This window comes from Streptomyces sp. NPDC000941, assembly GCF_053599555.1.
The window spans coordinates 1-22,366 of the sequence record NZ_JBSFMM010000138.1 but is presented as its reverse complement, the minus strand read 5'-3'; the positions used below and the strand labels follow the sequence as shown (position 1 = coordinate 22,366).

General features: G+C 69.1%; 24 protein-coding genes and 2 pseudogenes. 16 read left to right on the top strand and 10 right to left on the bottom strand.

Going from position 1 to position 22,366, the window contains the following annotated elements; translation table 11 throughout:
- Positions 1–119: 119 nt before the first annotated feature.
- From ACWDSL_RS34600 to ACWDSL_RS34585, 4 genes are all read right to left on the bottom strand, one after another.
- Positions 120–1,514 (bottom strand): hypothetical protein, encoded by a 1,395-nt coding sequence (locus ACWDSL_RS34600; RefSeq protein ID WP_450491915.1) that lies wholly within the window; start codon positions 1,512–1,514, stop codon positions 120–122.
- Between the two features lie 81 nt (positions 1,515–1,595).
- Complete coding sequence (locus tag ACWDSL_RS34595) at positions 1,596–2,072, bottom strand: hypothetical protein (protein WP_450491914.1); 477 nt, start codon at positions 2,070–2,072, stop codon at positions 1,596–1,598.
- Between the two features lie 154 nt (positions 2,073–2,226).
- Entirely contained in the window at positions 2,227–2,547 is a 321-nt protein-coding gene (locus ACWDSL_RS34590) for a hypothetical protein (protein WP_450491913.1), read from the bottom strand.
- Between the two features lie 174 nt (positions 2,548–2,721).
- The gene (locus ACWDSL_RS34585) at positions 2,722–3,576 is read right to left on the bottom strand and encodes an alpha/beta fold hydrolase (protein ID WP_450491912.1); all 855 of its coding nucleotides are present in this window, start codon (positions 3,574–3,576) and stop codon (positions 2,722–2,724) included.
- A 190-nt stretch (positions 3,577–3,766) separates the two neighbouring features.
- Between ACWDSL_RS34585 and ACWDSL_RS34580 the strand changes: the two genes are divergently transcribed.
- Positions 3,767–4,579, top strand: coding sequence for a helix-turn-helix domain-containing protein (locus ACWDSL_RS34580; RefSeq protein ID WP_450491911.1), 813 nt, complete (start codon positions 3,767–3,769; stop codon positions 4,577–4,579).
- Positions 4,580–4,772: 193 nt separating this feature from the next.
- Here the strand turns inward: ACWDSL_RS34580 and ACWDSL_RS34575 are convergent, their stop codons facing one another.
- Positions 4,773–5,777 (bottom strand): hypothetical protein, encoded by a 1,005-nt coding sequence (locus tag ACWDSL_RS34575; protein WP_450491910.1) that lies wholly within the window; start codon positions 5,775–5,777, stop codon positions 4,773–4,775.
- A gap of 277 nt (positions 5,778–6,054) precedes the next feature.
- Here ACWDSL_RS34575 and ACWDSL_RS34570 point away from each other — a divergent pair, with 277 nt between their 5' ends.
- From ACWDSL_RS34570 to ACWDSL_RS34560, 3 genes are all read left to right on the top strand, one after another.
- Positions 6,055–7,572 (top strand): hypothetical protein, encoded by a 1,518-nt coding sequence (locus ACWDSL_RS34570; RefSeq protein ID WP_450491909.1) that lies wholly within the window; start codon positions 6,055–6,057, stop codon positions 7,570–7,572.
- Complete coding sequence (locus tag ACWDSL_RS34565) at positions 7,569–7,697, top strand: hypothetical protein (RefSeq protein WP_450491908.1); 129 nt, start codon at positions 7,569–7,571, stop codon at positions 7,695–7,697. The genes ACWDSL_RS34570 and ACWDSL_RS34565 overlap by 4 nt, the downstream gene beginning before the upstream one ends.
- Positions 7,698–7,936: 239 nt before the next feature.
- Positions 7,937–9,241 carry an MFS transporter gene (locus tag ACWDSL_RS34560; protein WP_450491907.1) on the top strand — a complete coding sequence of 435 codons (1,305 nt, stop codon included), beginning with the start codon at positions 7,937–7,939 and terminating at the stop codon, positions 9,239–9,241.
- A gap of 91 nt (positions 9,242–9,332) precedes the next feature.
- Here the strand turns inward: ACWDSL_RS34560 and ACWDSL_RS34555 are convergent, their stop codons facing one another.
- A complete protein-coding gene (locus ACWDSL_RS34555; RefSeq protein ID WP_450491906.1) occupies positions 9,333–9,950 on the bottom strand; it encodes a helix-turn-helix domain-containing protein in 618 nt (205 codons plus the stop codon).
- An 88-nt stretch (positions 9,951–10,038) separates the two neighbouring features.
- On the opposite strand from ACWDSL_RS34555, the gene ACWDSL_RS34550 reads away from it, so the two are divergent.
- The 5 genes from ACWDSL_RS34550 to ACWDSL_RS34530 all read left to right on the top strand — a co-directional run bounded on the left by ACWDSL_RS34550 (position 10,039) and on the right by ACWDSL_RS34530 (position 12,524).
- Complete coding sequence (locus ACWDSL_RS34550) at positions 10,039–10,665, top strand: class I SAM-dependent methyltransferase (RefSeq protein WP_450491905.1); 627 nt, start codon at positions 10,039–10,041, stop codon at positions 10,663–10,665.
- Positions 10,666–10,708: 43 nt separating this feature from the next.
- Positions 10,709–11,209 carry a DinB family protein gene (locus ACWDSL_RS34545; protein ID WP_450491904.1) on the top strand — a complete coding sequence of 167 codons (501 nt, stop codon included), beginning with the start codon at positions 10,709–10,711 and terminating at the stop codon, positions 11,207–11,209.
- Positions 11,210–11,428: 219 nt separating this feature from the next.
- The gene (locus ACWDSL_RS34540; protein ID WP_450491903.1) at positions 11,429–11,863 is read left to right on the top strand and encodes a hypothetical protein; all 435 of its coding nucleotides are present in this window, start codon (positions 11,429–11,431) and stop codon (positions 11,861–11,863) included.
- A complete protein-coding gene (locus ACWDSL_RS34535) occupies positions 11,860–12,231 on the top strand; it encodes a hypothetical protein (protein WP_450491902.1) in 372 nt (123 codons plus the stop codon). Before ACWDSL_RS34540 ends, ACWDSL_RS34535 begins: the two co-directional genes overlap by 4 nt.
- Complete coding sequence (locus ACWDSL_RS34530) at positions 12,228–12,524, top strand: hypothetical protein (RefSeq protein ID WP_014172659.1); 297 nt, start codon at positions 12,228–12,230, stop codon at positions 12,522–12,524. The genes ACWDSL_RS34535 and ACWDSL_RS34530 overlap by 4 nt, the downstream gene beginning before the upstream one ends.
- Before the next feature lie 185 nt (positions 12,525–12,709).
- Here ACWDSL_RS34530 and ACWDSL_RS34525 read toward each other — a convergent pair whose 3' ends face one another.
- From ACWDSL_RS34525 to ACWDSL_RS34515, 3 genes and pseudogenes are all read right to left on the bottom strand, one after another.
- Positions 12,710–13,858: a serine hydrolase domain-containing protein gene (locus tag ACWDSL_RS34525; RefSeq protein WP_450491901.1), complete on the bottom strand. Its 1,149-nt coding sequence runs from the start codon at positions 13,856–13,858 to the stop codon at positions 12,710–12,712.
- A 384-nt stretch (positions 13,859–14,242) separates the two neighbouring features.
- Complete coding sequence (locus ACWDSL_RS34520; protein ID WP_450491900.1) at positions 14,243–15,040, bottom strand: SDR family oxidoreductase; 798 nt, start codon at positions 15,038–15,040, stop codon at positions 14,243–14,245.
- Between the two features lie 86 nt (positions 15,041–15,126).
- Positions 15,127–15,666: pseudogene (locus tag ACWDSL_RS34515) on the bottom strand (MmyB family transcriptional regulator); the annotation flags it as partial.
- On the opposite strand from ACWDSL_RS34515, the pseudogene ACWDSL_RS34510 reads away from it, so the two are divergent.
- The 4 genes and pseudogenes from ACWDSL_RS34510 to ACWDSL_RS34495 all read left to right on the top strand — a co-directional run bounded on the left by ACWDSL_RS34510 (position 15,560) and on the right by ACWDSL_RS34495 (position 18,940).
- Positions 15,560–16,266, top strand: a pseudogene (locus tag ACWDSL_RS34510) (alpha/beta hydrolase). The pseudogenes ACWDSL_RS34515 and ACWDSL_RS34510 overlap by 107 nt on opposite strands.
- Before the next feature lie 178 nt (positions 16,267–16,444).
- Entirely contained in the window at positions 16,445–17,359 is a 915-nt protein-coding gene (locus ACWDSL_RS34505) for an alpha/beta hydrolase (RefSeq protein ID WP_450491899.1), read from the top strand.
- 179 nt (positions 17,360–17,538) lie between these two features.
- A complete protein-coding gene (locus tag ACWDSL_RS34500; RefSeq protein ID WP_450491898.1) occupies positions 17,539–18,171 on the top strand; it encodes a BlaI/MecI/CopY family transcriptional regulator in 633 nt (210 codons plus the stop codon).
- A gap of 136 nt (positions 18,172–18,307) precedes the next feature.
- Positions 18,308–18,940 carry a DUF2461 family protein gene (locus ACWDSL_RS34495; protein WP_450491897.1) on the top strand — a complete coding sequence of 211 codons (633 nt, stop codon included), beginning with the start codon at positions 18,308–18,310 and terminating at the stop codon, positions 18,938–18,940.
- Between the two features lie 85 nt (positions 18,941–19,025).
- Here the strand turns inward: ACWDSL_RS34495 and ACWDSL_RS34490 are convergent, their stop codons facing one another.
- Entirely contained in the window at positions 19,026–19,898 is an 873-nt protein-coding gene (locus tag ACWDSL_RS34490; protein WP_450491896.1) for an NmrA/HSCARG family protein, read from the bottom strand.
- 185 nt (positions 19,899–20,083) lie between these two features.
- Between ACWDSL_RS34490 and ACWDSL_RS34485 the strand changes: the two genes are divergently transcribed.
- The 3 genes from ACWDSL_RS34485 to ACWDSL_RS34475 all read left to right on the top strand — a co-directional run bounded on the left by ACWDSL_RS34485 (position 20,084) and on the right by ACWDSL_RS34475 (position 22,176).
- Positions 20,084–20,554 carry a MarR family winged helix-turn-helix transcriptional regulator gene (locus ACWDSL_RS34485; RefSeq protein WP_450491895.1) on the top strand — a complete coding sequence of 157 codons (471 nt, stop codon included), beginning with the start codon at positions 20,084–20,086 and terminating at the stop codon, positions 20,552–20,554.
- Positions 20,555–20,761: 207 nt separating this feature from the next.
- Positions 20,762–21,775, top strand: a complete 1,014-nt coding sequence (locus ACWDSL_RS34480) for a phosphotransferase family protein (protein WP_450491894.1) — start codon at positions 20,762–20,764, stop codon at positions 21,773–21,775.
- Between the two features lie 164 nt (positions 21,776–21,939).
- A complete protein-coding gene (locus tag ACWDSL_RS34475; RefSeq protein ID WP_450491893.1) occupies positions 21,940–22,176 on the top strand; it encodes a hypothetical protein in 237 nt (78 codons plus the stop codon).
- Positions 22,177–22,366 lie beyond the last annotated feature (190 nt).

The following is a 22,366-nucleotide window of genomic DNA, read 5'->3' as shown; positions in this document are numbered from 1 at the left end:
GCCCGCGTCCCTGACAGGCGCGGGCCGGCAGGGCCCGGCTCTTGAGGCCGTCCAACCTGGTAACGGCGCTTACGTTCTCAGCGAGTGGCGTTCTCCCGCCCGGGATCCGTGCGCCCGCCCTAGCGCCACGGCTCGTCGGGTTTCGGGAGCGGGCCGTTGTTCGGTGTGGATCCACCCAGGTCGTAGTGTTTGACCGAACTGGAGCCCGACACGTCGAACTCCTGGGCGAGACCTGTCTTGTGCAGCCGCGACGGCTGTCCGTCCGGGACGTCGATCGGGCCGATGTCCACGCCCTTGCCCTTGTCCCAGTTGTACCGGTCCCAGGCGTTGGTCTGGTAGTCGAGGCCGACCTTGGGCTTGCCGCTGGCGTCCGCCTCCACCGTGACCACGCCGGTCACGTTCGAGTTGGTGGCATTGACGGCGAAGAACCAGTTGGGGTCCTTCTCCTGGTCGAAGGAATAGCTTCTGTTCCCGGTCTGCACCGGGATGGCGACCGGTTTGCCGCCGTTCCTCCAGAACTCCGCGAGCGCCTTCTTGCGCCACTCGTTCTGGTGGTCCCTGATTTGTTTATCGATGTGGGCCTGGAACCCCTTGTCGGCGGACAGCATCTTGTCGACAGGCAGATACATGGGTCTGCCGGTGTTGTCGAGGTAGTGCATCATGTGACGGGCCGCGTCGGTCATGCCTCTCAAGTCGGCCCCCTCTGCCAGCAGTTGCATCTTCGCCCTGGTCTCCAGCTCCGCCATGCCGGGGGATTCCGCACCATGCGGACCCGAACCCGCGTCTGGGGAGATTCGCTTGATCGTGGTTTCCAGCAGACCCGCCGCCAGCAGGTCCTTCTTGTGCTCCTTCCACAGCTGAGCACGCGCCTCCGGACTCAGCGACTGCCACAGGCGTCCCAGTTCGGCACGCTGTCTCGGGTTCGCGTCGCCGCCGAGCTCGGCCAGCTTCACGGCTCGCGGCAGCTGGTCCTCATCCAGCGAGGTGTACTTGGCGTGGCCGGGGTTCAAGGGTTGGCCACCGTGGCTGTTCTTCAGGGCGCGTGAGACGGCGGCGTCGATCTCCGAGGCGTGGGCGACCAGCCCGGTGAGGGTGTCCGCGTACCACTGCTCCAGGCCCTTGCTCCGCTGCGAATAGAGCGGGAAGTTCTTGGAGCACAGGGCGCGCACCGTCACCGTGCCGTTGCCGTTGTCCGACACGGACATGCCAGGGTCCTTGTCGCTGCCCTTGCGCGCCTCCTCGTCGAGCCGCTTCGCCCGCTTCTGGACCGCCGTCAGCTCGGTGTGGGCGTCCTGGAGCACGTTGTAGATGGACTCGGCCTCCAGGTGCAGATCGCCGAACTCCTTCGCCGTGCTGCGTACGAACTCCCGGGTGACGGTGGCGTTCACACCTTGCCACCCTGCCGCTTCGGATTTCGCCACCAGTCCCCTGGAGACCTCGGTCTTGAGCTTCGCCAGGTCGCCGACCATGGTTTTCCAGTCGGCGACCGCGGTGCCCAGCTTACCGAGGTCCATCGTGAGGAGATTGGTGTATGTGAAGGTCGCCACCCTCGCTCGCCCCCGTCTGCTTCAGGTACTTGCTACTTCACCTGCTTGCTACTTCACGTACTGGGAGATCTCCGAGACCGGGACCGCGGCGCCGTCGCGGTGGCGCAGCGATGCCGCGAGGTACTCGTCGTCCTTCGCATGTGCCTTCTTCGAGTAGTCCAGGTGGTTCGAGATGTGGGCACACATCTGGAGAACCGTCTTGACCTGCGTGCCCCAGACCGAGACCGTGGTCGAGAGCTCGTTCCCCATGGTCATGTTCTGCGCGGACAGCTCCGTGGCGGCCTGCAGGGTGGAACCCGACCCGCTCTTGTCCATGCCCGCGCCCTCGATGTCGGCCTTCTTCCGCAGCACATCGTGCAACTCGTACGCCTCGTGCCCGACGGCTCCCAGGTCGTCCTGGTGGACGACCAAGTCGTGGTTGCCCACTCCACCCGGGCCGGGCTGCGCCTGGTTGAGCCGCATCCCGACCGATTGCCGATCCTTGGCCGCGGCGACGAGTTCCGCCCATTCCTGGTCGAACGTCATCTTCACCACCATCCCCCGTATATCGCTTTCGGTGGTCTGATGTGCATCCTGCCTCGAAGTGGCGCGAAAGTCTTTTGCCTGGAGTGCCAACTCCTTGACTGTGAGCGCAACGTCGGCTCGGCCCGCAGCGAGGTGCTCCTCCTCCGGCGCCTGGTCAGACGTCCAGCATTCCCAATGTGTCGATGACCTGACGGATCGCCCGGCCCGCGGCCAGCTCCTCCATCGCCGTGTTGATGCCGGTCAGCGGCAGGGTGCCGGTGTGCATCCGCTCCACCGGCAGCCGGCCCGACCGCCACAGGTCCAGGAACCGGGGAATGTCGCGGCGCGGTACCGCGTCGCCCATGTACGAGCCCAGCAGGGACTTGCCCTCGCCCGCGAACGTCAGCGCCGGGACCTCCAGCACCCGGTCGGGGGCGGGCAGGCCCACCGAGACGGCCGTGCCGCCCCGGGCCACGGCCGTCAGGCATTCGGCCATCACCTTAGGGCTGCCCCGCGGCGACCAGCCAGCCGTGCTGCGCGACGCGATGCAGCAGAGCCGGCGGGTGGCGTGAGTCAGCCACGCGGGCGTGGGGGACGCTCACCGTACTCCGGCGCGGACGCTGGTCGAGACCGGTATTACTTGCCCGATCGGGGTGACCCCGCTGGATGGCTAGTCGGCCCGCGCGGCGTGGATCGCGGTGAAGGCCAGGAGAAGCTCGGCGGTTCGAGGCGCATCCTCCAGGATGGGCGAGTGTTCGGCGCCGGGCAGCAACTCGACTCTCGCGCCCGGAACGGCGCGGTAGTCGGCGGCGGACGAAGGGCGCCATCTGCGGTCTTGGTCGCCGAAGATCACCTGCAGTGGCTTGCCGAGGGCCGTCAGCCGATCCGGGAGCGTCTGCTGCTCCAGGTAGGCGCGGGCCGCCTGCATTGACGCGGTGAACGCGTGGTAGGTCATGCCGCGCAAGTCGTCCACGAGCTCTTGTGGGATCTCGAAGCCCGCGCTGAAACCGGTGCTCGCAACCTGGCGGATCTGTTCGTCGGTCGGCGGCCACTGCGAGGGGGCGATGGCGGCGGACTCCGGTGCGATGAAGGCGCCCAGGTGGGGTCCGGTGTTGATGAGTGCGAGCGCGGTCACCAGGTCGGCTCGCTGCTCGGCGAGGGCGGTGGCGGCATAGCCGCCGCTGGAATGACCGACGACTATGGCGTTCCTGACGCCGAGCCGGTCCAGCGCCACGCCGACCCGGCGTCCTTGCGCGGGGATCTCGTAGCCGGGGCCGACTGGTTTGGCTGACCGGCCGTGCCCGAGCAGGTCGATCCGGATGACGCGATGAGACACGGTCAGCGCAGGAACCATCAGGTCCCACGAGCGGGTCGAGGAGGCAGACCCGTGGATGAGCAGGAGTGCGGGGGCGTCGCGGGCGCCGTCCTGGCACAGGTAGATGTCGCCGCCGTCCAGGGGCAGGGTCGACTCCTCGGTGGCCTCGGCGTTGCCTTTCACATGCGGTTGCCCGTCAGGAATAGTCATGTGCGATTGCCCGTCAGGAATAGTCATGAGCCCACCGTCGCCGCCGGTGCGCGCCCACGTCTTGGACAAATGTTCCCTCCCCCGGGCCGCGTAGCATGTGACGATGCGGTCCGCTGCGGATGAACGTGACGATCCGGCTACGTGGGACGTCGCTCGTCCGGAGCGGCCCAGCCGGGTGGCCGGTGTCAGCATGGCTGGGTTCCGCGTCCCCGGCTCGACCGCGGGCGGCCTGCGGGTGGTCCCGCATCCGGCCGTGATGCTGATCCTGGAGTTCGGGGCCACTCCGCCCGTCGTGGACGATGGCGCTGGGCGGCAGCAGCGGGGAAGTCTCGTCGCCGGGCCCGGGTTCGGGGCCGGAGGCGTGGTTCGCGCGTGGGGGGAAAACGTCGAGTGCGTGCAGGTACGCCTCTCCCCGGCGGTCGCTCGCGCGGTTTTGGGCACCTCCCCGGCCGATCTGAACGGCGCTGTGGCCCTCGACGACCTGTGGGGCCGAGAGGTGTCACGGATCGGTGAGCAACTGAGAAATATCTCCTCGTGGGAGGGTCGCTTCGCGTTGACGGACGCGTGGCTCGCCCGCCGGCGTGAGGCGGGGGCGTCCGTGGACCGGGAGGTGGCCTGGGCCTGGAACCGGATCGTCGTCAGCCGTGGCCTCGTACGGGTCGACCAACTGGCGGCCGAGGTCGGATGGAGCCGGAAGCGCCTGTGGTCCCGGTTCCACTCGCAGATCGGTCTGCCGCCAAAGCGCGCGGCGAAGCTGGTCCGCTTCGACCATTGCGCCCACCGCCTGGTCGCGGGTGAAGGCGCAGCCCGAGTCGCGGTCGACGGCGGCTACGCCGACCAGTCCCACCTGCATCGGGACGTCGTGGCGTTCACCGGAGTGACCCCGACGACCGTGGCCGGCGAGCCATTTCTGACGGTCGACGACATCGCATGGAGCAGCCACGGAACACCCGTCAAGCCTCACGTCTCCGCAGATCCCGGCTCGGTCGCCGACCGAAGGTGAGACGGCCCCGCTGCGATCATGAACATGTACAGAAACACCGAACCACGTACTCGTCCTCTGCGCACGAGCGGAAGTGAGCCGCTTCGTCGAGCCGCCCCGCAGTTCGCAGCAGTGCAAGGAGCCCCGGCGGCGAATTCGAGCGATCCGGGCAGCGCGCGCCCATGAAGACGTGCATCAACCCGCGTCATGAAGATCATCTCGCTGAGGCCCAGGCATCGAAGAGGTCGACCAGCGGCGGCGCGAAGCGCCACTCGTCATCGGCCCGGATCCGTTGGTCTCCCAACTCCACGACGTCGGGTGCCATCTCACGGAGCGCGCGAGCCGCAGCAGCGGTAATGCCGTTCCCCGTGACATCGAGTCGGCGCAAGTTGCCGAAGGCGGACCAGCGGTCACGGAGACGCAACGCCCCGGATGCGTCGAGCACGCCAAACGGCAGTCTCAAAGACTCCAATCGTGCGATGAGGGCACTCTCGGCGAGCACGTCCACCAGTGTGTCGTTCAAGTCGCTCACCAGGGCCAGCTGACGAAGTTTCGCGAATCCGGGGTTGTTCAGCAGCGGGACCAGGTCCCGCGCCGAGCCGCCCCAGCTGTATGCGAAGTGGCCGAGCCAGAGTTCGAGCGACTCAAGCTGTGGAAAGGAGCTTGTACCCAGCGCGGATACCACGGCGGGGTTGAGTGCCTCATCACGCAGCACCAGCCGACGCAGACGTGCCATCGCCGGGAACGGAGACGGAGGCTTCGTGCCCAGGATGTCGTGCGCCATGTCGATGTCGTTGCACTGAACGACCAGCTCGCGAAGAGTCGGCACTGCTGCAAACACCCGCTCCAGCGGCACCGAAAGCCTCCACGAGGAGCCGTCGCGCGACAGATCCTCCGGGATGTAGTCACCGCGACCGAAGTCCGGAAAGGTGCGGGCGCCCAGTCCCAGGTGGTGGATCTCCGGCCGACGGCCGGCAAGTACGTCGACGACCGGGCCGAACGAACCATGGTGAACCCGGCTTGTTGTCACGAGGAGCTTGAGAAGGATTCGCTCGGGGTTCGCGTGCAACCAGCTGTCGAGCGCCGCCGCGCAGTGATCCTCGTTGACGTCGTGGCTCGTCGCGACGCCGGGTCGGCTGCACTCCAGAGTGAGATGCAGCTCCGCATACGGTCCATGGTCGTCGCTGTAGAGGATGTGGTTGCACGCGGACGAGTCCATCGGCGCAGCCTACCGGGACAGCCCGACTACGAAAGGGCGGCTCCCGGGAACTCCACCACATCACGAGCAGCCCGAGCCACATCGGAGCCGTCGCCAAAGCCACCCTCGTCCTCAACAACTCATGGCGATGGCTTTCACCGAGAAACCCTCACTGAGCGCTTCAGCGGACGGGTTTCGCCAGGTACGACGCTCAGCACGGGTCCGGGTGTCCCGCCGACAGCGCGTTGGCATCACATAATCCTGAACGCATCATTCACGCTCCAGGCAGGATGTCTCCGTGCATCACATCCTGTGCGGGCTCGCCGACAACCCCGCCCTGTCGTCCGAGCTGGTCGACCGGCTGATATCCATCGCGGACGACGACATCGCCACGGGCCTCGCCTGTCGCGCGGACCTCAGCCGTGCGCAGGCGGTCGCGTTGGCCGAGCGCGTCGACGAGAGCGCGGTGCAGCTCGCGTACGAGGGTCGGCTGACCGCCGCCGACATCGATCCCTCCGTCTGGCCGGATGCCGCCCTCGCCGTGCTCGACCAAGGTGTCGGCCGCCCGGAGTGGGCGCGTGTCCTCGCGGCGGATCCGGTCCGTGAGCGTCGGGAGAGGCTGGCAGCCTGCCGCGGCCTCCCGTCCGACGTGGTGGACACGCTCGCGGCGGACCCGGACGTACGTGTCGTCGCCGAGCTTGCGTTGTGGACCACCCCGGACATCGCCGCGAGGCTCGCGGCGCATCCGCACGCCGAGGTCCGCCGCGCGGTGGCGAGCAACGAGGCGACACCCCCGGCCGCACTTGCAGCGTTGGCCACCGGGGAGGGGCTGCCCGCGGCGCGACGCTGTCTGGTCTGTGACCGCGAGAAGACCCCCTTCGTTCACGATCCGCAGTGCCTACGGCCCGACTGCGATCTGCTGCCGGGCGCCTCCTGCGACGGCTCTCACGAGTCCACCGTCCACGCCATGCGGGAGGCTGCACTCCGTAACCCTGCCACCCCCGTCGATGCCGTCGTCGGCTTCGTGGACCATCCGTCGATGCAGTTGCGCTGGGCGCTCGCCGCCCGCCAGGACCTGCCCCGGCGGGCCTGCGCACGGCTCGCCTCGGACCCCACTCCCGGTGTCCGCGCCGACCTTGCCGAAAATCCCGCGATCGACGATGCCCTGATCCGTGCGCTGGCCGGCGACCGTGACCCCGACGTACGCCGCAGGCTCGCACACCATCCCGGCGTACCGCTCGATGTGCTCACCCACCTGGCTCGAACTACCAAGATCGGCGCCACCCTTCTGCCCCGTATTGCCGCCTCCTCTCCCACCGAGGTCGAAGAGCTGGCCACGTCACCGGACCCGGCCACCCGAATGCTCGTGGCCCAACGACGCGATTTGCCACCCGAGATACGCGACCGGCTGGTCGACGACCCCGACGCGAAAGTGGTCAAGGCCCTCGCTCCGCACCCGGGCCTCACCGAAGCGCAGTTGCGCACCATGGTCGACCGACACGGTGTTCGTGTCCTGGCCAAGGTGGCGACCAACCCGGACGCGCCCCCGGCGCTGCTGGAGGACCTGCTCCGGCACGAACCAGCGGTGCGGAAGGTGTTCCGTGAGATTGCCCGACATCGCGGGGCGACGGCCTCGGCGCTGCTCGCCTGCCTGGCGGACAGACGGGCGAGACCCGTAGCCGCGGGCCACCCAGCACTCCCGCCGCCGGTCATCGCAGAGCTGCTCGCCGACACGGACCGGCAGGTAGCGGAAGCGGCGGCAGCCAACCCGTCCCTGCCGCTTGCCGTGATGTCGGATCTGGTGTGCCAGCAGTGAGCGCACCGCCCGCCGAGTCGACCGGCCCCCGGCTCGGTCAGACCCGCAACCTGTTCCACGAACATCCGATGTGGACACTGGCTCTCGTCGCGGACGACCCGATGCACGTGCTGCCCGGCCCGTAATTGCCTTTCGCGCCCTGCCGAGCGGGAGCTAGTGTTCGCGCAGCGAGTGACTCACAAGGAGCGAAAACATGGCCGGTGTCCGAGCACGCGTTGACGTTTGAGGCCGTGAGCGGCCTGTCATCGCGTGCTGCCCTTGATGTGCGGCATAGCGAGCCTTCCTTTCCCGCTGCCTGAAACGGTCGGTGCACCTGTCGTGCGCCGGTTGGCGGGTCTCGTCTTCGGTCATCCGAGGGGTCCCTGTGCCGTCTTCTTCCTCCGCTGTATCCGATTCCGGTCGACCTGTTCCGTCGAGCCTGTGGCGGGACGGCGACTTCCGCCGGCTCTGGGTCGGCCAGACGGCCTCCCAACTGGGCGAACATGCAAGTCTGGTGGTTCTGCCGCTCTTCGCCGTCCTGACGCTCAACGCCGGTGCCGGCCAGTTGGGCGCGCTGCGCGCGGTGGGGCAGGCGCCGATCCTGCTGCTGTCACTCTTCGCCGGCGCGTGGGTGGACAGGTGGCAGACCCGCAAGCTGATGGTGCTGACAGACGCCGGTCGGGCCCTCGTACTGGGCGCCGCCGCCGTGGCCGGCCTCCTCGGTGCGCTCGGCCTGCCGGCGCTGCTCGTGGTTGCCTTCGCCGTCGGGGCTCTGTCCGTGTTCTTCGATGTGGCATACCAGGCGTCTTCGGTACGGCTGGTGACACGCGATCAGTTGGTACGGGCCAACAGCGCGCTCGAGGGCAGTCGGTCCGCGGCGCAGATCGGCGGTCCCGCCCTCGGCGGTGCGTTGGTGTCTGTGCTGTCCGCGCCGATCGCTGCCGCCTCCAGCGCAGTGTTTTTCGCGCTGTCGTTCCTGTCGATCCGACGGATCGGTCGCCGCGAATCCATCCCGGAACGCTCGGAACGTCCGCCTCGGGTCTGGCGGCTGATCCATGAGGGCCTTCGCTTTGTCGCCAGTGACACCTCGCTGCGGACTGTGTGCCTCGCATCAGCCGCCTTCCAGTTTTTCTTCGCGGCTGTGATGACCGTCTATCTGCTGTTCCTGCCACGGGACCTGCACCTGTCGGGCACCGCCGTTGGGCTGGCGCTCGCGGCGACGGGACCGGGCGCGCTCCTGGGCTCGCTGCTGGCCGCCCGCCTACCGAGCCGGTTCGGATATGGCGCCGTGCTCGTGTCCGCGGCAGCACTCGGCGACGGCGTATTCCTGTTTGTGCCTGCGCTGCACGGCTCCTCTGTGGTGACGGTTCCCGCGCTTCTTACGGTCAACTTCGTCTTCGGGACCTTCGGCCAGCTGGTGAATGTCACGGTCATGGCCGTTCGGCAGGCCGTTACTCCGGACGGGATGCAAGGCCGCGCGGCCGCGACGATCAACTTTGTCGGCATGGGGCTGACCCCGCTCGGCTCGCTGCTCGGCGGCTTTCTCGCGGAAGTGTGGGGGACGCGCGCCAGCCTCCTGGTGGCAGCCGCAGGCATGCTGCTGTCGCCGGCGCTGATGGCCCTGTCCCCACTCGCCCGGCTGGGACGTACGCTTCCTGCCCCGCCGGAGACTCCCGCCCCGCCTGCGTGACGGCTTCTGTCGCCGCGAACCGTTCCGCATCCCCGCGGCTTGGGCATGGTAGGGCTCGCTGCTGACGCGACCGCAGAGCCTCTCGCCGAGTTCATCGTTGGGGCCCGGCCTGAGGCGCCTGAGACGACCGATGAGGTTCGGTGCGTACGTGCGCACGCAGCCCTTGCAGGCCGAACAGGATGAGAAGCTCGACCACGCCGCCATCGGCGCTGCCCAGCCAGTGCGGCAAGGACGTGTCGAACTCGGCTGCCTCACCGGGCGGCAACGTCAGGTCGCGCTCGCCGATCACGAGTCGCAGGTGGCCGTTGAGCACATAGAGCCATTCGAAGCCTTCATGGGTCTGCGGGGTCGGTTCGAGCGGTTCTGGCCGGGCGGGGATGATCATCTTGAAGGCGTGCACCCCGCCCGGTCGCCGGGACAGGGGCACAAAGGTCAACCCGTACCGTCTGATCGGCTTGAGGTGGATCCGGGGGTCGCCGGTGCGCGGGGCACCGACGAGGTCGTCCAGCGGAACGTCGTAGATACGGGCCAGCGGCAGCAGCAGTTCCAGGCTCGGCCGGCGCTGCCCGCTCTCCAGCCGGGACAGGGTGCTCTCCGACACGCCGGTCGTCGCGGCGAGGTCGGCGAGGGTGATGCCGCGGTCACGGCGCAGCGCACGGAGCCGCGGTCCCACCGCGTCGAGCACGTCGTCGTCCGTCTTGGGGTCCATGAGGCCCATCTTGCCGTTACCGCAAGTTTTCGTGCCAGGTCATGGCGTGCCTGGCAAGACTGGGCGCCCACCGACACAAGGAGTCTTGATGAGCACCACCGATGCGGTCGCGTTCTGGGACGGCGTCTATGCGGCCCGGCCGGCAGTCGGCGACCCGCAGCCGAATGTTCGCCTCACCGAGACGGTGATGGGCCTGCCGCCCGGTGACGCGTTGGACCTCGGATGCGGCACCGGCGGCGACGCGCTGTGGCTCGCCGGTCAGGGGTGGCAGGTCACCGCCGCCGATGTCTCGGCGGTGGCGGTCGAGCGGCTCGCCGCCCTCGCCCTCGCACACGGCCTGGGCGACCGTGTCGTCGCCGTGCGCCACGACTTGCACACGTCTTTCCCGCCCGGCGGATTCGACCTGATCTGCGCTCACTATCTGCACTCCCCCTGTGACCTGGACCGGGCAACCGTGCTGCGCTCGGCCGCGCACGCACTGCGCCCGGGCGGGCGGCTGCTGGTCGTCGACCACGGCTCGACCGCGCCGTGGTCGTGGAACCAGAACCCCGACACCCGGTACCCGAGCCCGCAGGAGGTCGCCGCCGGTATCGATCTGGCCCCGGAGACATGGACGGTCGAGCGGGCCGACGCACCGCGCCGGATCGCGGCTGGACCGGGCGGGCGCACCGCCGAGGTCACCGACCATGTTCTCCTCATCCGCCGCACCGCCTGACACGGTGGCCGGCGCTCCCGACGACGAAGGAAGGTGACCACTGTTGCCCAGCACCACGCGCCACAATCACCGCGGCGACACCCCGCCGCCCCGGACCGGAAGCAGCGAGATCGAGGTCCTGCGCACATTTCTCGACTACCTCCGGACTTCGATCGCCACGAAGGTCGACGGTGCTCCCGAGCCGCAGGTGCGAACAGCCGCGGTGCCGTCGGGCACGAACCTGCTCGGCCTGCTCAACCACCTGACTTTCGTCGAGCGCTCGATGTTTCTCGGGGACGACGTCACCGACTGGCAGGCGACGTTCCAGGCCGCACCTGCGGACAGCGTGGCCGATATCGTGGCCCGCTACCGAGAGACGGTCGAGCGCGCGAACGACGTTCTCGACGGATGCACCGATCTCGGCACCCCGGTCGCCCGACCGCGACCGGGGCGCCCCGCTCCCAGCGTCCGCTGGGCACTGACCCACATGATCGAGGAGACCGGCCGTCACGCGGGCCACGCGGACATCCTCCGCGAACTGATCGACGGCTCGACCGGCCGCTGATCCGCCTTCTCCCCCGGCGAAGTGAGGGGCTCTGTATCTGGTGCGGCCGGCCCAGGCTGGGAGATCGGGCCAGGACGGGCGCTATGGCACCGGTATGACGCTGGTCCTCGATGGGCTGATCGGAGGCCCTGTCCCGGCGCGACTCGGGGCGTTGATTGCTAGACCTTGAAAGTCTAGTCTTGGCGGGACGCGCCGTTACCGACACCCGAGGGAGGAAGCGTGAGAGCCGCCGACAGCACGGCGCGCCCTGGCCGCCTGGTCTGGATGGACACGGACCTGTGGAAGCAGCAGGTGAAGCAGCGAGCCGAGGACGACGGCCTGGCCCGCGCCCGCTCGCGGGTCCTCGAGGCGCTCCTGACGGCGTACGCCGAAGGCTCGCTCGACGCGCCCGTTCCGGCTGGCAGCACATTCGGCACGGCGGAGCGGGGCGGATGCCGCGTCTACCTCGATGAGAGCGTATGCGAGAGGGCCGAGGCCAGGTGGAAGAGGCAGGAGCAAGCCCGTCGGGGAGGCGTTCCCGGGTTCGGGCTGCTGTGTGAGGTGCTGCTGAGGGAGTATGCCGAGGGGCGCGTCGAGCTGCGGATCACCGTGGCTCCCGCCGGAGGCACAGGGAGCACGGGGAACACGGGGAGCACAGGGAGCGTGGCGGCATGAGCGAAGCAGCAGCGGACGGGCACAGGCCCCTGATCCCGCAGCCCAAGACCACAGCGGAGGACCTGCGCGCGGCTCTGGTGCAGATTGCGCCGACCCAGGTGGCTGCGTTCGACGCAGAGCGGACGGCGGCGGTGGAGGCCGCCCGCAGCCAGGTCGACGCGGCCCCCATGCGCCGGTTCCTGCGGCGGTGGGCGCTCGCGGTGGCGATCGAGCGCGTTCCCGCGCGGGCCGCACGCCTGAGCGAGCTGGAGGCCCGCGCGGGGCAGGTGGCGGATCTGGCCGAGGGGCGTGCCATCGCCGCCGAAGTGGCCGCCATCCATGCGCAGGCCGCGGCCGAGGCCGGAGTCGACGGGCGGACCGCCGGGTGACCGAGGACGCCGGACAGGGGTGGCGCTGGGAGTACGAGCCCGACTACGAGTACGTGGCGAAGGGGCTGCCCAAGCGCGTGGTTGTGGAGGTGGAGCGGCTCGCCGGGCAGCTTGTGGACCTGGCCGAGATGGGCATCGACGTCACGGCCGTAGGAGACGGCCCGAGGCCGGGAGTCGCAGGCGGCGTGCGGCGCCTGTCGGTCCTGGAAGACGGATTCATGCTGGTCCTGCCTCTCCCCCGGCTGCGCCTTGTCGCCGTCACGTACATCTGCCCGCCGTTCGCCGACCTGTAGCCTGCCCCTTTCGCGCGTCCGAGGACCGCGACCCCGCTCCCGTTCCGGGAACGGGAGCGGGGTGCTGCTGCACATCGTGCCCATGCGACGTCGACGGTGCGCTGCGGCAAACCGCCCGACGCGGCCACTGCCGACGCCGCCTCAACGACCCATCCCGCGCATGGATCGTGAACCAGACCGGAGTACTAGGAGCGCGTCCGGCACAGCTCCTGGTCCACGAGCATGCTCATGGCCTGCTGGGTGCCCTGGCCGCCATCACTGGTGACGTACACCACGGCGGTCCGGGCCCCGTCTCGGGTGACCCCACTCCAGGTGCGATAGCCGAGCAGTTCGCCCGGGTGGCCGAAGTAGCTGCCGCCACAGGACAACGGGATCTCGCCCAGACCGAGTCCGTACCTCACGCCCAGCTCGGGCGCGGGCTTGGTGGTCGTCATCTCGTCGAGCTGCGCCGGAGCCAGCAGACGGCCGCCGAGCAGTGCGGTGTAGAACCGGTTCAGGTCGTGCGTGGTGCTGATGATCGAGCCGGAGCCGACGGCCATACTCGGATTGAGCGCCGTGACGTCGATACGGGTGTGGGTGCCGAACGCGGCGTAGCTGTGGGCGTGCGGGCCCAGGATGAAGGGGAAGGCACCGGGCGTACTGGTGTCCCTCAGGCCCAGCGGGCGGATGATCCGGTCGTTCACCTCCTGCGCCCAACTCCGGCCGGTGACCTCGTGGATGATCATCGCGGCGAGAACGTAGTTGGTGTTGGAGTACGACCAGCCGGCGCCCGGGGAGAAGTTGGGAGGGTGCTGAATGGCCAGCCTCACCAATTCTGCGGGGGTGTAGGTGCGGAACCGCTCGGCTCGATAGCCGTCCGCGCTGTTCAACGCGGGTATCTCCGGCAGGACGTCATGGATGCCGCTGGTGTGCTGCAGCAGTTGCCGCACGGTGATCTGGCTGCCGTCGTTGTCGTTACCCCGGACCACTCCCGGCAGCCACTGCTCGACGGTGTCCTCGAGGGACATTCGCCCCTCGCCGACGAGTTGCAGCACGACCGTGGCGGTGAAGGTCTTGGCGGCGCTGCCGATCCGAAACCTGCCGTTCCGCGGCATCGGCCTCCCGGTGCCCCTCTCGGCCGTCCCGGCGCGCGCGCTGTTACGTGTGTCCGGTGACGTCACCTCGGCGAGCACACCGACGGCCCCGGTGTCATGGATCGCGTCCACCTGCTGCTGGAGCGGATCCGCCTGCTGCGGCTTCGCCGCCGCCGTCAGCCCGGTCGACGCGGCGAGGAGGACCGCGCCCAGGCTGGTCAGGACGAGCGGACCTCGCCGACGCCTTCGTAACGCATGCATGATGATCCTTTCCCTGTTCGGGTTGCCTGTGCGTTCAGGGACCGCTCAGGCTGTGGCCCGCGGCTGTTTCGCCCCGGAGCCGACGGTCGGCGACCATCCCACCAGCGGAGAGGGGATCGGCCCATCCGGCTCTCCCCCTGACGCGCCGATGCGCTGTCCTCAGGGCGGTGCCTGGGGTTACCCCCCGTAGGCCGGCGTTCTGCACGCCGAAACGCACGCCGTCGCGCTGCCGAGAGCAGGCAGACGCCGAGGTCGCTGGTCACCGCGACGGCCCGCGGCCGCCGAACCGCGCAGGATGTTCGGCCGCGCAGGATTCGCCCCCCTGCGCAAACGAGTCCTGTTGGAGTGACCGAGCATGTGGCACCTGAGTGTCGAACTTGGTGCCTATGCCAAACCACCGTTGCTCATCAACAGCTGGCCGTTTATCCACTCGCCTTCCCTGGAACACAGGAAGTCCACGAGGTGGGCGGTGTCCCGCGGAGTGCCCAGACGGCCGAGCGGGGTGCTGCGGACGCAGTGCTCCCGGGTTTCTTCGGACATCCAGCCGGTGTCGACCGGTCCGGGGTTGATCGCGTTGGCTGTCACGCCGAGGTGGGCGAGTTCGCGGGCCGCGGCCAGGGTGATGCGGTCCAGGGCTCCCTTGCTCGCTCCGTAGGGCAGATTGCCGACCGTGTGATCGCTGGTGAGGCTGATGATCCGGCCGGTTCCCGGGGCCGCGGCGAAGCGGCGTCCGAACTCGCGGATGAGAAGCCAGGTGGCGCGCGCGTTGACGGCGAAGTGCCGGTCGAAACTCTCGACGCTGGTGTCGAGTAGACCGGAATCGACAGACTCGCAGTGGCACATCACCAGCGCGGCGACATGGCCCAGCCGCTGTTCGGCTTCATCGAAGATGCGTGCCGGGGTGTCCGGGTCGGAGAGATCCGCCTCGATCGCCGCGGTGGCGGCACCCTGTTCGGTCAGGGCTTGCCTGATCACACCGGTCGCATCAGGCTCCCTACCCCAGGTCATGCGGTCGTCGTAGGGGGCCCAGTAGGTGAAGGCGATGTCCCAGCCCGATGCGGCCAGCCGGCGAGCTATGCCTGCGCCGATACCGACGGTGCGGCCCACACCGGTAATCAGGGCGAGCGGGCGGCCGGCCGAAGGAACCTGTCCGTGGGCAGGCTGGTCATGATCGCTGCTCATCGTCACGGTCCCGCATCGTTCACGAGCAGCACTGGAGCGTCAATCGCTTTTGCTGCCAACCGAACTTCGAGGACTTGCATCCCAAGTCAGCTGCGGCGTGCCTCCCGGTCGGCTTGTGCGGCGTGTGAGGCGAGGATGCGCAGACGGTCGTGGCTGGGTGTGCCGGGCTCGGCGGTCAGGGTGATGAGCCGCTGGTCGGGGTCGTCGGTGCAGGTGAGGAAGGACCAGTCGAGGGTGAGCCGGCCGACGACCGGATGGTTCAGGGTTTTCGTGCCTCTGCCCTGGACTGCGACGTGATGGGCGCCCCACCACCGCCGGAAGTCGGGGTCCTGAAGTGACAGCTCGCCCACCAGTTCGGCCAGCCGTGGATCATTCGGGTCCCGGGCGGCCTCCATGCGCAGCTGCGCCAGGCTGATCTGTGCCACCCAGTCCCAGTCCGGGTACAGCGCTCTGATGGCCGGTTCGCGGAAGACCAGCCGTACGAAGTTGCGTTTCCCTTCCGGGATCCGCGCGAAGTCGGTGAACAGGGCGGCGGCCATGGGGTTCCAGGCGAGGATGTCCGTGCGCCGGCCCAGGACGACGGCCGGCGTGGTCGGCAGGTCGTCCAGCAGCCGCCGCAGCGCAGCGCTTGTCTTCGACGCCGCCTACCAGGGCGAGAGTGAGGGCGAGCCGCGAGGCTTGGAGAATCCCTTTCAGCGGGCCGAGGACATCAAGTCCGCCGTGACCTACCTCACCACCCGTGATGACATCGACCCGGACCGTATCGGGGCTCTGGGTATCTGCGCATCCGGCGGTTACGTCCCCTACGCCGCGCAGACCGACCACCGCATCAAGGGCATCGCCACGGTCAGCGCCGTCGATCTCGGGTCCGTGTTCCGTGAGGGGCCACCAGGCAGTTCCGGGAGACATTCGAGTACTACCGCACCCCGCGCGGCTACCACCCCCGCGCGGTCCAGGGATGGGTACTGCGCAGCATCGACCTGATCGCCCAGTACGACTCGTACGCAATGATCCGGCTCATCTCGCCCCGTCCCTTGCTGATGATCGCCGGTTCTGAGGCGGAGAGCGCCTACTTCAGCAGGGAAGCGATCGAGAAAGCGGCCGAGCCCAAGGAGCTGGTCGTCATCGACGGTGCCACCCACATCAACCTGTACGACAAGGACGAATACGTCACACCCGCCGTCGCGAAACTCACCGAATTCTTCGGCAAGCACCTGGCTGGATGACCGCCTGCCGTGCCCGCGGTGGTGCGGCTGCCCCGTCGGCACAACAGCAACCAAGTGGTGGGTCAACTTCCCGGGCCGATCCCGGACGACACATTGGCGGGCGCGTGCTGCGCGGCGCAACGTGGGAGGTGTGAGCGACACATCCTGCGAACCGGCCGCGCTACCGGAGGAAGCAGCCATGAGCCAGTCCACTCACCTTGACATCGAGTTCGCGGCGCCCGACGGCGTGACCTTGCGCGGGGCACTGTACGTTCCTGGCCGGCCCGGCCGACACCCGGCGATCACCATGGCCCATGGGTACGGCGCGGTGAAGGAAATGGCGCTCCTCCGCCTCGCCGGCACGTTCGCCGAGGCCGGCTTCGCCGCCCTGGTCCACGACCACCGCACCTTCGGCGCCAGCGACGGAACCCCGCACCAGGACATCGACCCCTGGAAACAGATCGAGGACTGGCGGCGCGCCATCACCTACCTGGAATCGCGGCCCGAGGTCGACGCCGACCGGATCGGCCTGTGGGGGTCCAGCTATGCCGGCGGACACGCGATCGTGCTCGGCGCCACCGACCGGCGGCTGAAGGCCGTCGTCGCCCAGGTGCCCACCATCAGCGGCTTCGAGCAGTCCAGGCGTCGCGTCGCCCCCGATGACATCGCCGCCCTGGAGACCGCCCTCGACGCCGATGAGCGTGCCCAACTGACCGGCGAGGCGCCGCGCGTCCAGGCCCTGGTCAGCGCCGATCCAGCCGTCGCCGCCTCCTACCGCGCCCAGGATGCCGTCGACTTCTACCTCCAGGAACTCCCCCAAGGAACACGCTGGGACAACAGCGTCACCGTCCGCTCCACCCGCAAGGCACGCATGTACGAGCCGGGCGTCTTCATCGACCGCGTCTCCCCCACACCGCCGCTGATGATCGTCGGTGAGCAGGACACCGTCACCCTCACCGACACCGGACTCGCCGCCTACAACCGGGCGCTGGAACGGAAGCAACTGGTGACGATTCCCGGTGGGCACTTCGCCCCGTACACCACCGAGTTCACTCAAGCCTCCGCGGCGGCCACCGCCTTCTTCCGCGGCCATCTGACACCGAGCGGAAACTGAAGCGCACGAATCCGTACGGCCCCCACCGCGCCGGTCGTGCGGCACCGACTCCGGGGCGGCTACCCCGGCGCCCGGATCACCCACACACCTGTCCACTGAAGCCAGTAGCCCCCGTAGCCATCGCGTAGATGTACCATCCAGCACCAACATTGATTGCGCCCCAGACGAGGGAGCTTGTGGTGGACACCTCTACCGATAACACCAACCTGAAGTCCCAGTACGCGGCACAGATCACCGCAGATCTCGAACGCAACTCCGCCGAACACGAACGCCTGAGCACCGAAATCTCGGCGCTGCAACGGCAACTGTCGGTGCTCGAGAACAACCGGGTGCTCCTGCTCAGCATGCGACACACCCTCGGTGGCGAATCCGCCGCCGACGTACCGGAGAACACCGAGGTCAGCGGCTCTGAGGACGGTGTGTCCACTGCGCCGCAGTCCGCAGCGCTGCCGGCAGCGCGCAAGCCGAGGAAGAACGCCAACACGACCACCGGCAAGCGGAAGAGGGCAGATTCAGACACGAGCCGTCCCAAGCGGGTGAGAGAAACCAGTGTGCCCACGCTCCGGGACCTCATCCGTGATGACCTCATCCAGCACGGTGAACCGCGCTCCGCAGCCGAGGTCACCACCGCCCTCACCCAGGCCCTTCCGGACCGCGAGATCAAGGCCACCGTCGTACGCAGCACTCTCGAGTCACTCGTCGCCAAGGGCCAAGTACACCGCACCAAGCAGCAGAAGTCCGTCTTCTACTCGGCTACCACCCCGGACACGGCCGCCGGTACGTCTGAGCCCAGCGCGGCATCCCCTTCCTGAATCCTGTAAACGTCGTCTCCTGCGCTGCGCTCCAGTCGACCTGCCCGGCACACGACCTCCCGCGTGCCGGGAGGTACTCCTCCCGGCCCGTGGTACCACGTCGTTGAACAGATCGTGGGTGGGTTATGGTGCCGGCATGAGCGTACGGTTCACCGGCTGGCCGGAGCGAGCCATGGACGTGCTACTGCACCTGCAAGGCGAGCCTTCAAGCGCGGTACGCGAGCAGTACCGCGCGGATCGCGAACGCCTCGTCCGGCAGCCGATGATCGCGTTGCTGAACGATGTGGCGGACGCCGATCCACGGTACGAGGACTTCTCTGTCTGGCACTACCGCACAAACTCCTGGTGGTGGCAGCACCAGGGCGCGGTGATCCGACTCGGCCGCAAGATCGAGATCGGTCTGCGGTTCGATCTGGACGGCCTGCGGATCCAGGGGGCCTGGTGGTATCCGGACCCTGGACAGGTCGCCATGTTCCGCAAGGCCGTCGCCGCCGAGAGCAGCGGCCGCGAACTGTCCCCCATCGTCGAGGACTTGCGGCACAAGGGCTACGCCATCTCCGGGGACGTGATGAAGCGCCCCCCACGGGATTATCCGTCCGACCACTGCCGCGCGGACCTGCTGCGCCACCGCTCACTGATCGCTGCCCAACCCCTCGGCTGCGAGGACTGGCTCCACACCCCTGAAGCCGTCGGCAAAGTCCTCGCAGCCGCCGACGACCTGGACCCCATGCTCACATGGCTGGTCCGTCACGTGAAAAGCTCCGCCTGACACCGGAAAGCGCTCCGTCCGCGCCGTCGGCGGGTCCGAGCGGGTTTCAGGACCTTGGTCGCCCCGTCGCCGGGCCGAGCAGGTGTCAGAGGTTCCACTCGCGGTCGGTGGCCCATTTCTCGAGGGTGTGCCAGCCGACCTCGGGGTAGTCCCGGCGCAGTCCGTCGATGTCCACGTCCAGCCCGGTCTCCTGGAAGTAGCCGAACATGGCGGCCAGGTCGCCGGAGTAGCTCTCGGCGACCGTCAGCGGCACCTCTCGGTGGCGGATCTCGCAACCGCTCGCGGCGCCGATCGCGGCCGCGATCTGCTCGGGTGTCCGCCACTGCGCGGCGATGTCGATCCGGCGCCCGCCGAACTCCGCGGGGCGGTTCAGCGCGAGGGCCGCGAAGGCGCCGATGTCCCTCGCGGCGATCAGCGGCATCGGGCGCCCGGGTGGCATGGGCAGCGCGAAGACACCGTCGCGGAGCGATTCCATGGTCCAGCCGTTCGCATAGTTCTCCATGAAGACACCGGGGCCGATCACGGTCCATGTCACATCGAGGGTGGCCAGGTGTCGCTCGATCCGCCACTTGCTCTCGAAGTGCGGGATGCCCGTGGACCGGTCGGCGTTGGCGGCGGAGGTGAACACGATGTGCCGCACCCCGACGGCGACCGCCGCGTCCAGCAAAGCGGTCCCCTGGCGGATCTCGGCGGAGAGGTCGCTGCCGAACGGTGTGGACATCGCGAAGAGCGCTCCGGTGTCGGCGAGCGCGGTGGCCAGGGATGCCTCGTCGTCGAAGTCGGCCCCGACCACCTCGGCCCCGAGAGCGCGCAGTTCGGCGGCGGCGGGTGTGGCGGGGTCGCGGGTGAGCGCGCGGACCGGACGGCCGAGCTGAAGCAGTGCGCGGGCCGCGGCGCCGCCTTGGGCACCGGTGGCGCCGGACACGGCCACCGGGAGAGAGGTATTTATCTGCGTCATGCAGAGAACGTACGGCACATTGACTGCGTGGCGCAAATAATTATCCCGCGAACCGTCGAGCGAGGGGCGGCCACTAGGATGTCTGCGTCGCGCAGCGGACACGGGGCACCTCGGCCGCGCCCGGCATGGAGACGCGCCGCACGGAGACGCGGCACAACGACACAGAGGCGCGGGAGGCCCTGCGGATGGCACGCGAAGACCTGATGACAGAGCTGGGGTCGGCGTCCCGGCACTATATGGCCTCGTACATCCTGTTCAACCAGGCGGTGGCGGACCACCTGGGGATGCACCCCACCGATCTGCAGTGTCTCAACCTCCTCACGCTCGAGGACGGTCCCGTCACCACCGGGCGGATCGCCGAACTGACCGGGCTGACCAGCGGTTCGGCCACCCGGCTGGTCGACCGGCTGGAGAAGGCGGGCCAGGTCACCCGCCGCCGGGACGAGCAGGACCGGCGGCGGGTCCTGGTGGAGGTGGTGCCCGGGGCGATGGAACGGTTCGGCGCCGTGTGGCGGGAGCTGGGGGCGGACTGGGAGGAGCTGTTCCACGAGGACAGCGAGGCCGATCTCGCCGTGCTGCTGCGCCATATGCGCAGAACCACCGAGTTGGCGCGCCACCAGATGGCCCGGCTCGCCGAGCGGTCCGCCGCACACTGACCCGGCCGGGCCGCGGACCCTGGGCTCTTCCTCTCATCTGACGGTGGCCGCGAACCGGGGGCGATGGTCCGGCATCAACTGCGTAAGATCGTCAACGATTTGGCGGTCCGACCCGTCCGGCCCGGCGTCGGGCGCGGGAAGCCGTCCCGCGGCGGGCAGCACACCCGCCGGGCGAGCGGCCCGTGGCCGAGACGAGGAGGAACACGCGTGAGCCGACAGCCACAGGATGACCAGGTCGCGGCGGCCGCCGCGGCGCTCAAGGCCGCGGGCGTCGCCGATGCGGACGCCGCGCGCTACACGCCCCTGTCCGGCGGCACCTACAACACCGTGCTACGCGTCGACCTCGATGACCACCGGCAGTGGGTGGTGAAGATCCCTCCGCCCCCGGACACCCCCCGACTCGGCTACGAGCACGAACTCCTGCGGGGCGAAGTGCTCTTCTACACCTCGGCGGCCACGGCGGCCGACATCCCGGTCCCCGAGGTCGTACACAGCGAACTCGATCCGCACGCGGTCGGCGGGCCCTGTCTGATCAGCACCCTGCGCCCCGGCACGCCATGGCATGAGATCTCCGGGACGATCCCGGACGGCGAGCGCCGTCGGCTCAGGGAAGAGCTCGGGCGGCTGGTGGCCCGCCTCCACACCGTGACCGGAACCGGCTTCGGCTACCCCGCCGAGCCCTTCGGCCCGCCGGCGGCGAGCTGGCGGCAGGCGTTCACGGGGATTATGGACGGGGTACTCGACGACGCCGAGCGCTACCGGGCCTCGCTGCCCGTGCCAGTGGCCCGCGTCAGGGGGCTGTTCGCCGCGGTGGCGGGCGTACTCGACGACGTGGTCACGCCCGCCCTGGTGCATTTCGACCTGTGGGAGGGAAACCTGCTGCTCGACGGCGAGGCGGGGGCCCGGACGCTCAGCGGCGTCATCGACGGCGAGCGGATGTTCTGGGGCGATCCGGTGGCCGACTTCGTCTCGCTGGCACTGCTGGGAAACGTGGAGGACGACGCGGACTTCCTGTCCGGATACGCCGCGGTCGCCGGTCCGCCGCGCTTCGACGACTCCGTACGGCTGCGCCTGGCGCTCTACCGCGCCTATCTCTATCTGATCATGCTGGTCGAGGCGGTGCCCCGGGGCTATTCGCCCGAGGAGTCGGCCCGTACCCAGCAGCGTGTGGCACCGCATCTCCTGGCGGCCCTGCGGGACATGGAGGCGGTCGGCGGATGATCTCGGCGTGGTTCGGCTACGCCACGGAGTCGGGTCCGGCCGCTCCGCGATCGTGAGGACGGCGGAGCGGGCCCGGACCGGCGTACCGCCGCGCCGCCCCAGGTGCGACGCTGAGAGGAGACGCCACTCCTTGGCGACCACGCACCCGGGAGGAGGGCCCCGAGATGACGAACCACACCCCCGAGCAGGGTGCCGGAACCCGCCCGAGCACCCTGGACACGCAGAGCGAGGAGGAGCGGCTGCGGCTGCTGGAGACGCATGTGCAGACCCTGGCGGACGCGGTCCGAGCGCTCGCGCACGGCCTGGAGAACATTCCGACGCAGGACGACGCCCTGGCGGCGGAGGCGGCGGCCCGCGGCGCCCGGCTGGCCCATGAGCTGCTGCTCTCGCAGGGCCTGTGAGCACCGGACGGCGCGGGCGCGCTCGTAGCCCCGGAAGGCGGCAACCTATCCGGCCGGGGCGGCGACGTAGAGCCGGAGGCCAGGACGGACCGGTGAAGGGATGGGCCCAGTGAAGGTCAACAAAGCCGTGACGGTGCTGCTCGGCGCGGTGTCCCTGGCGGCGGTGGGCGCGCCGCGGGCATTACCCGCG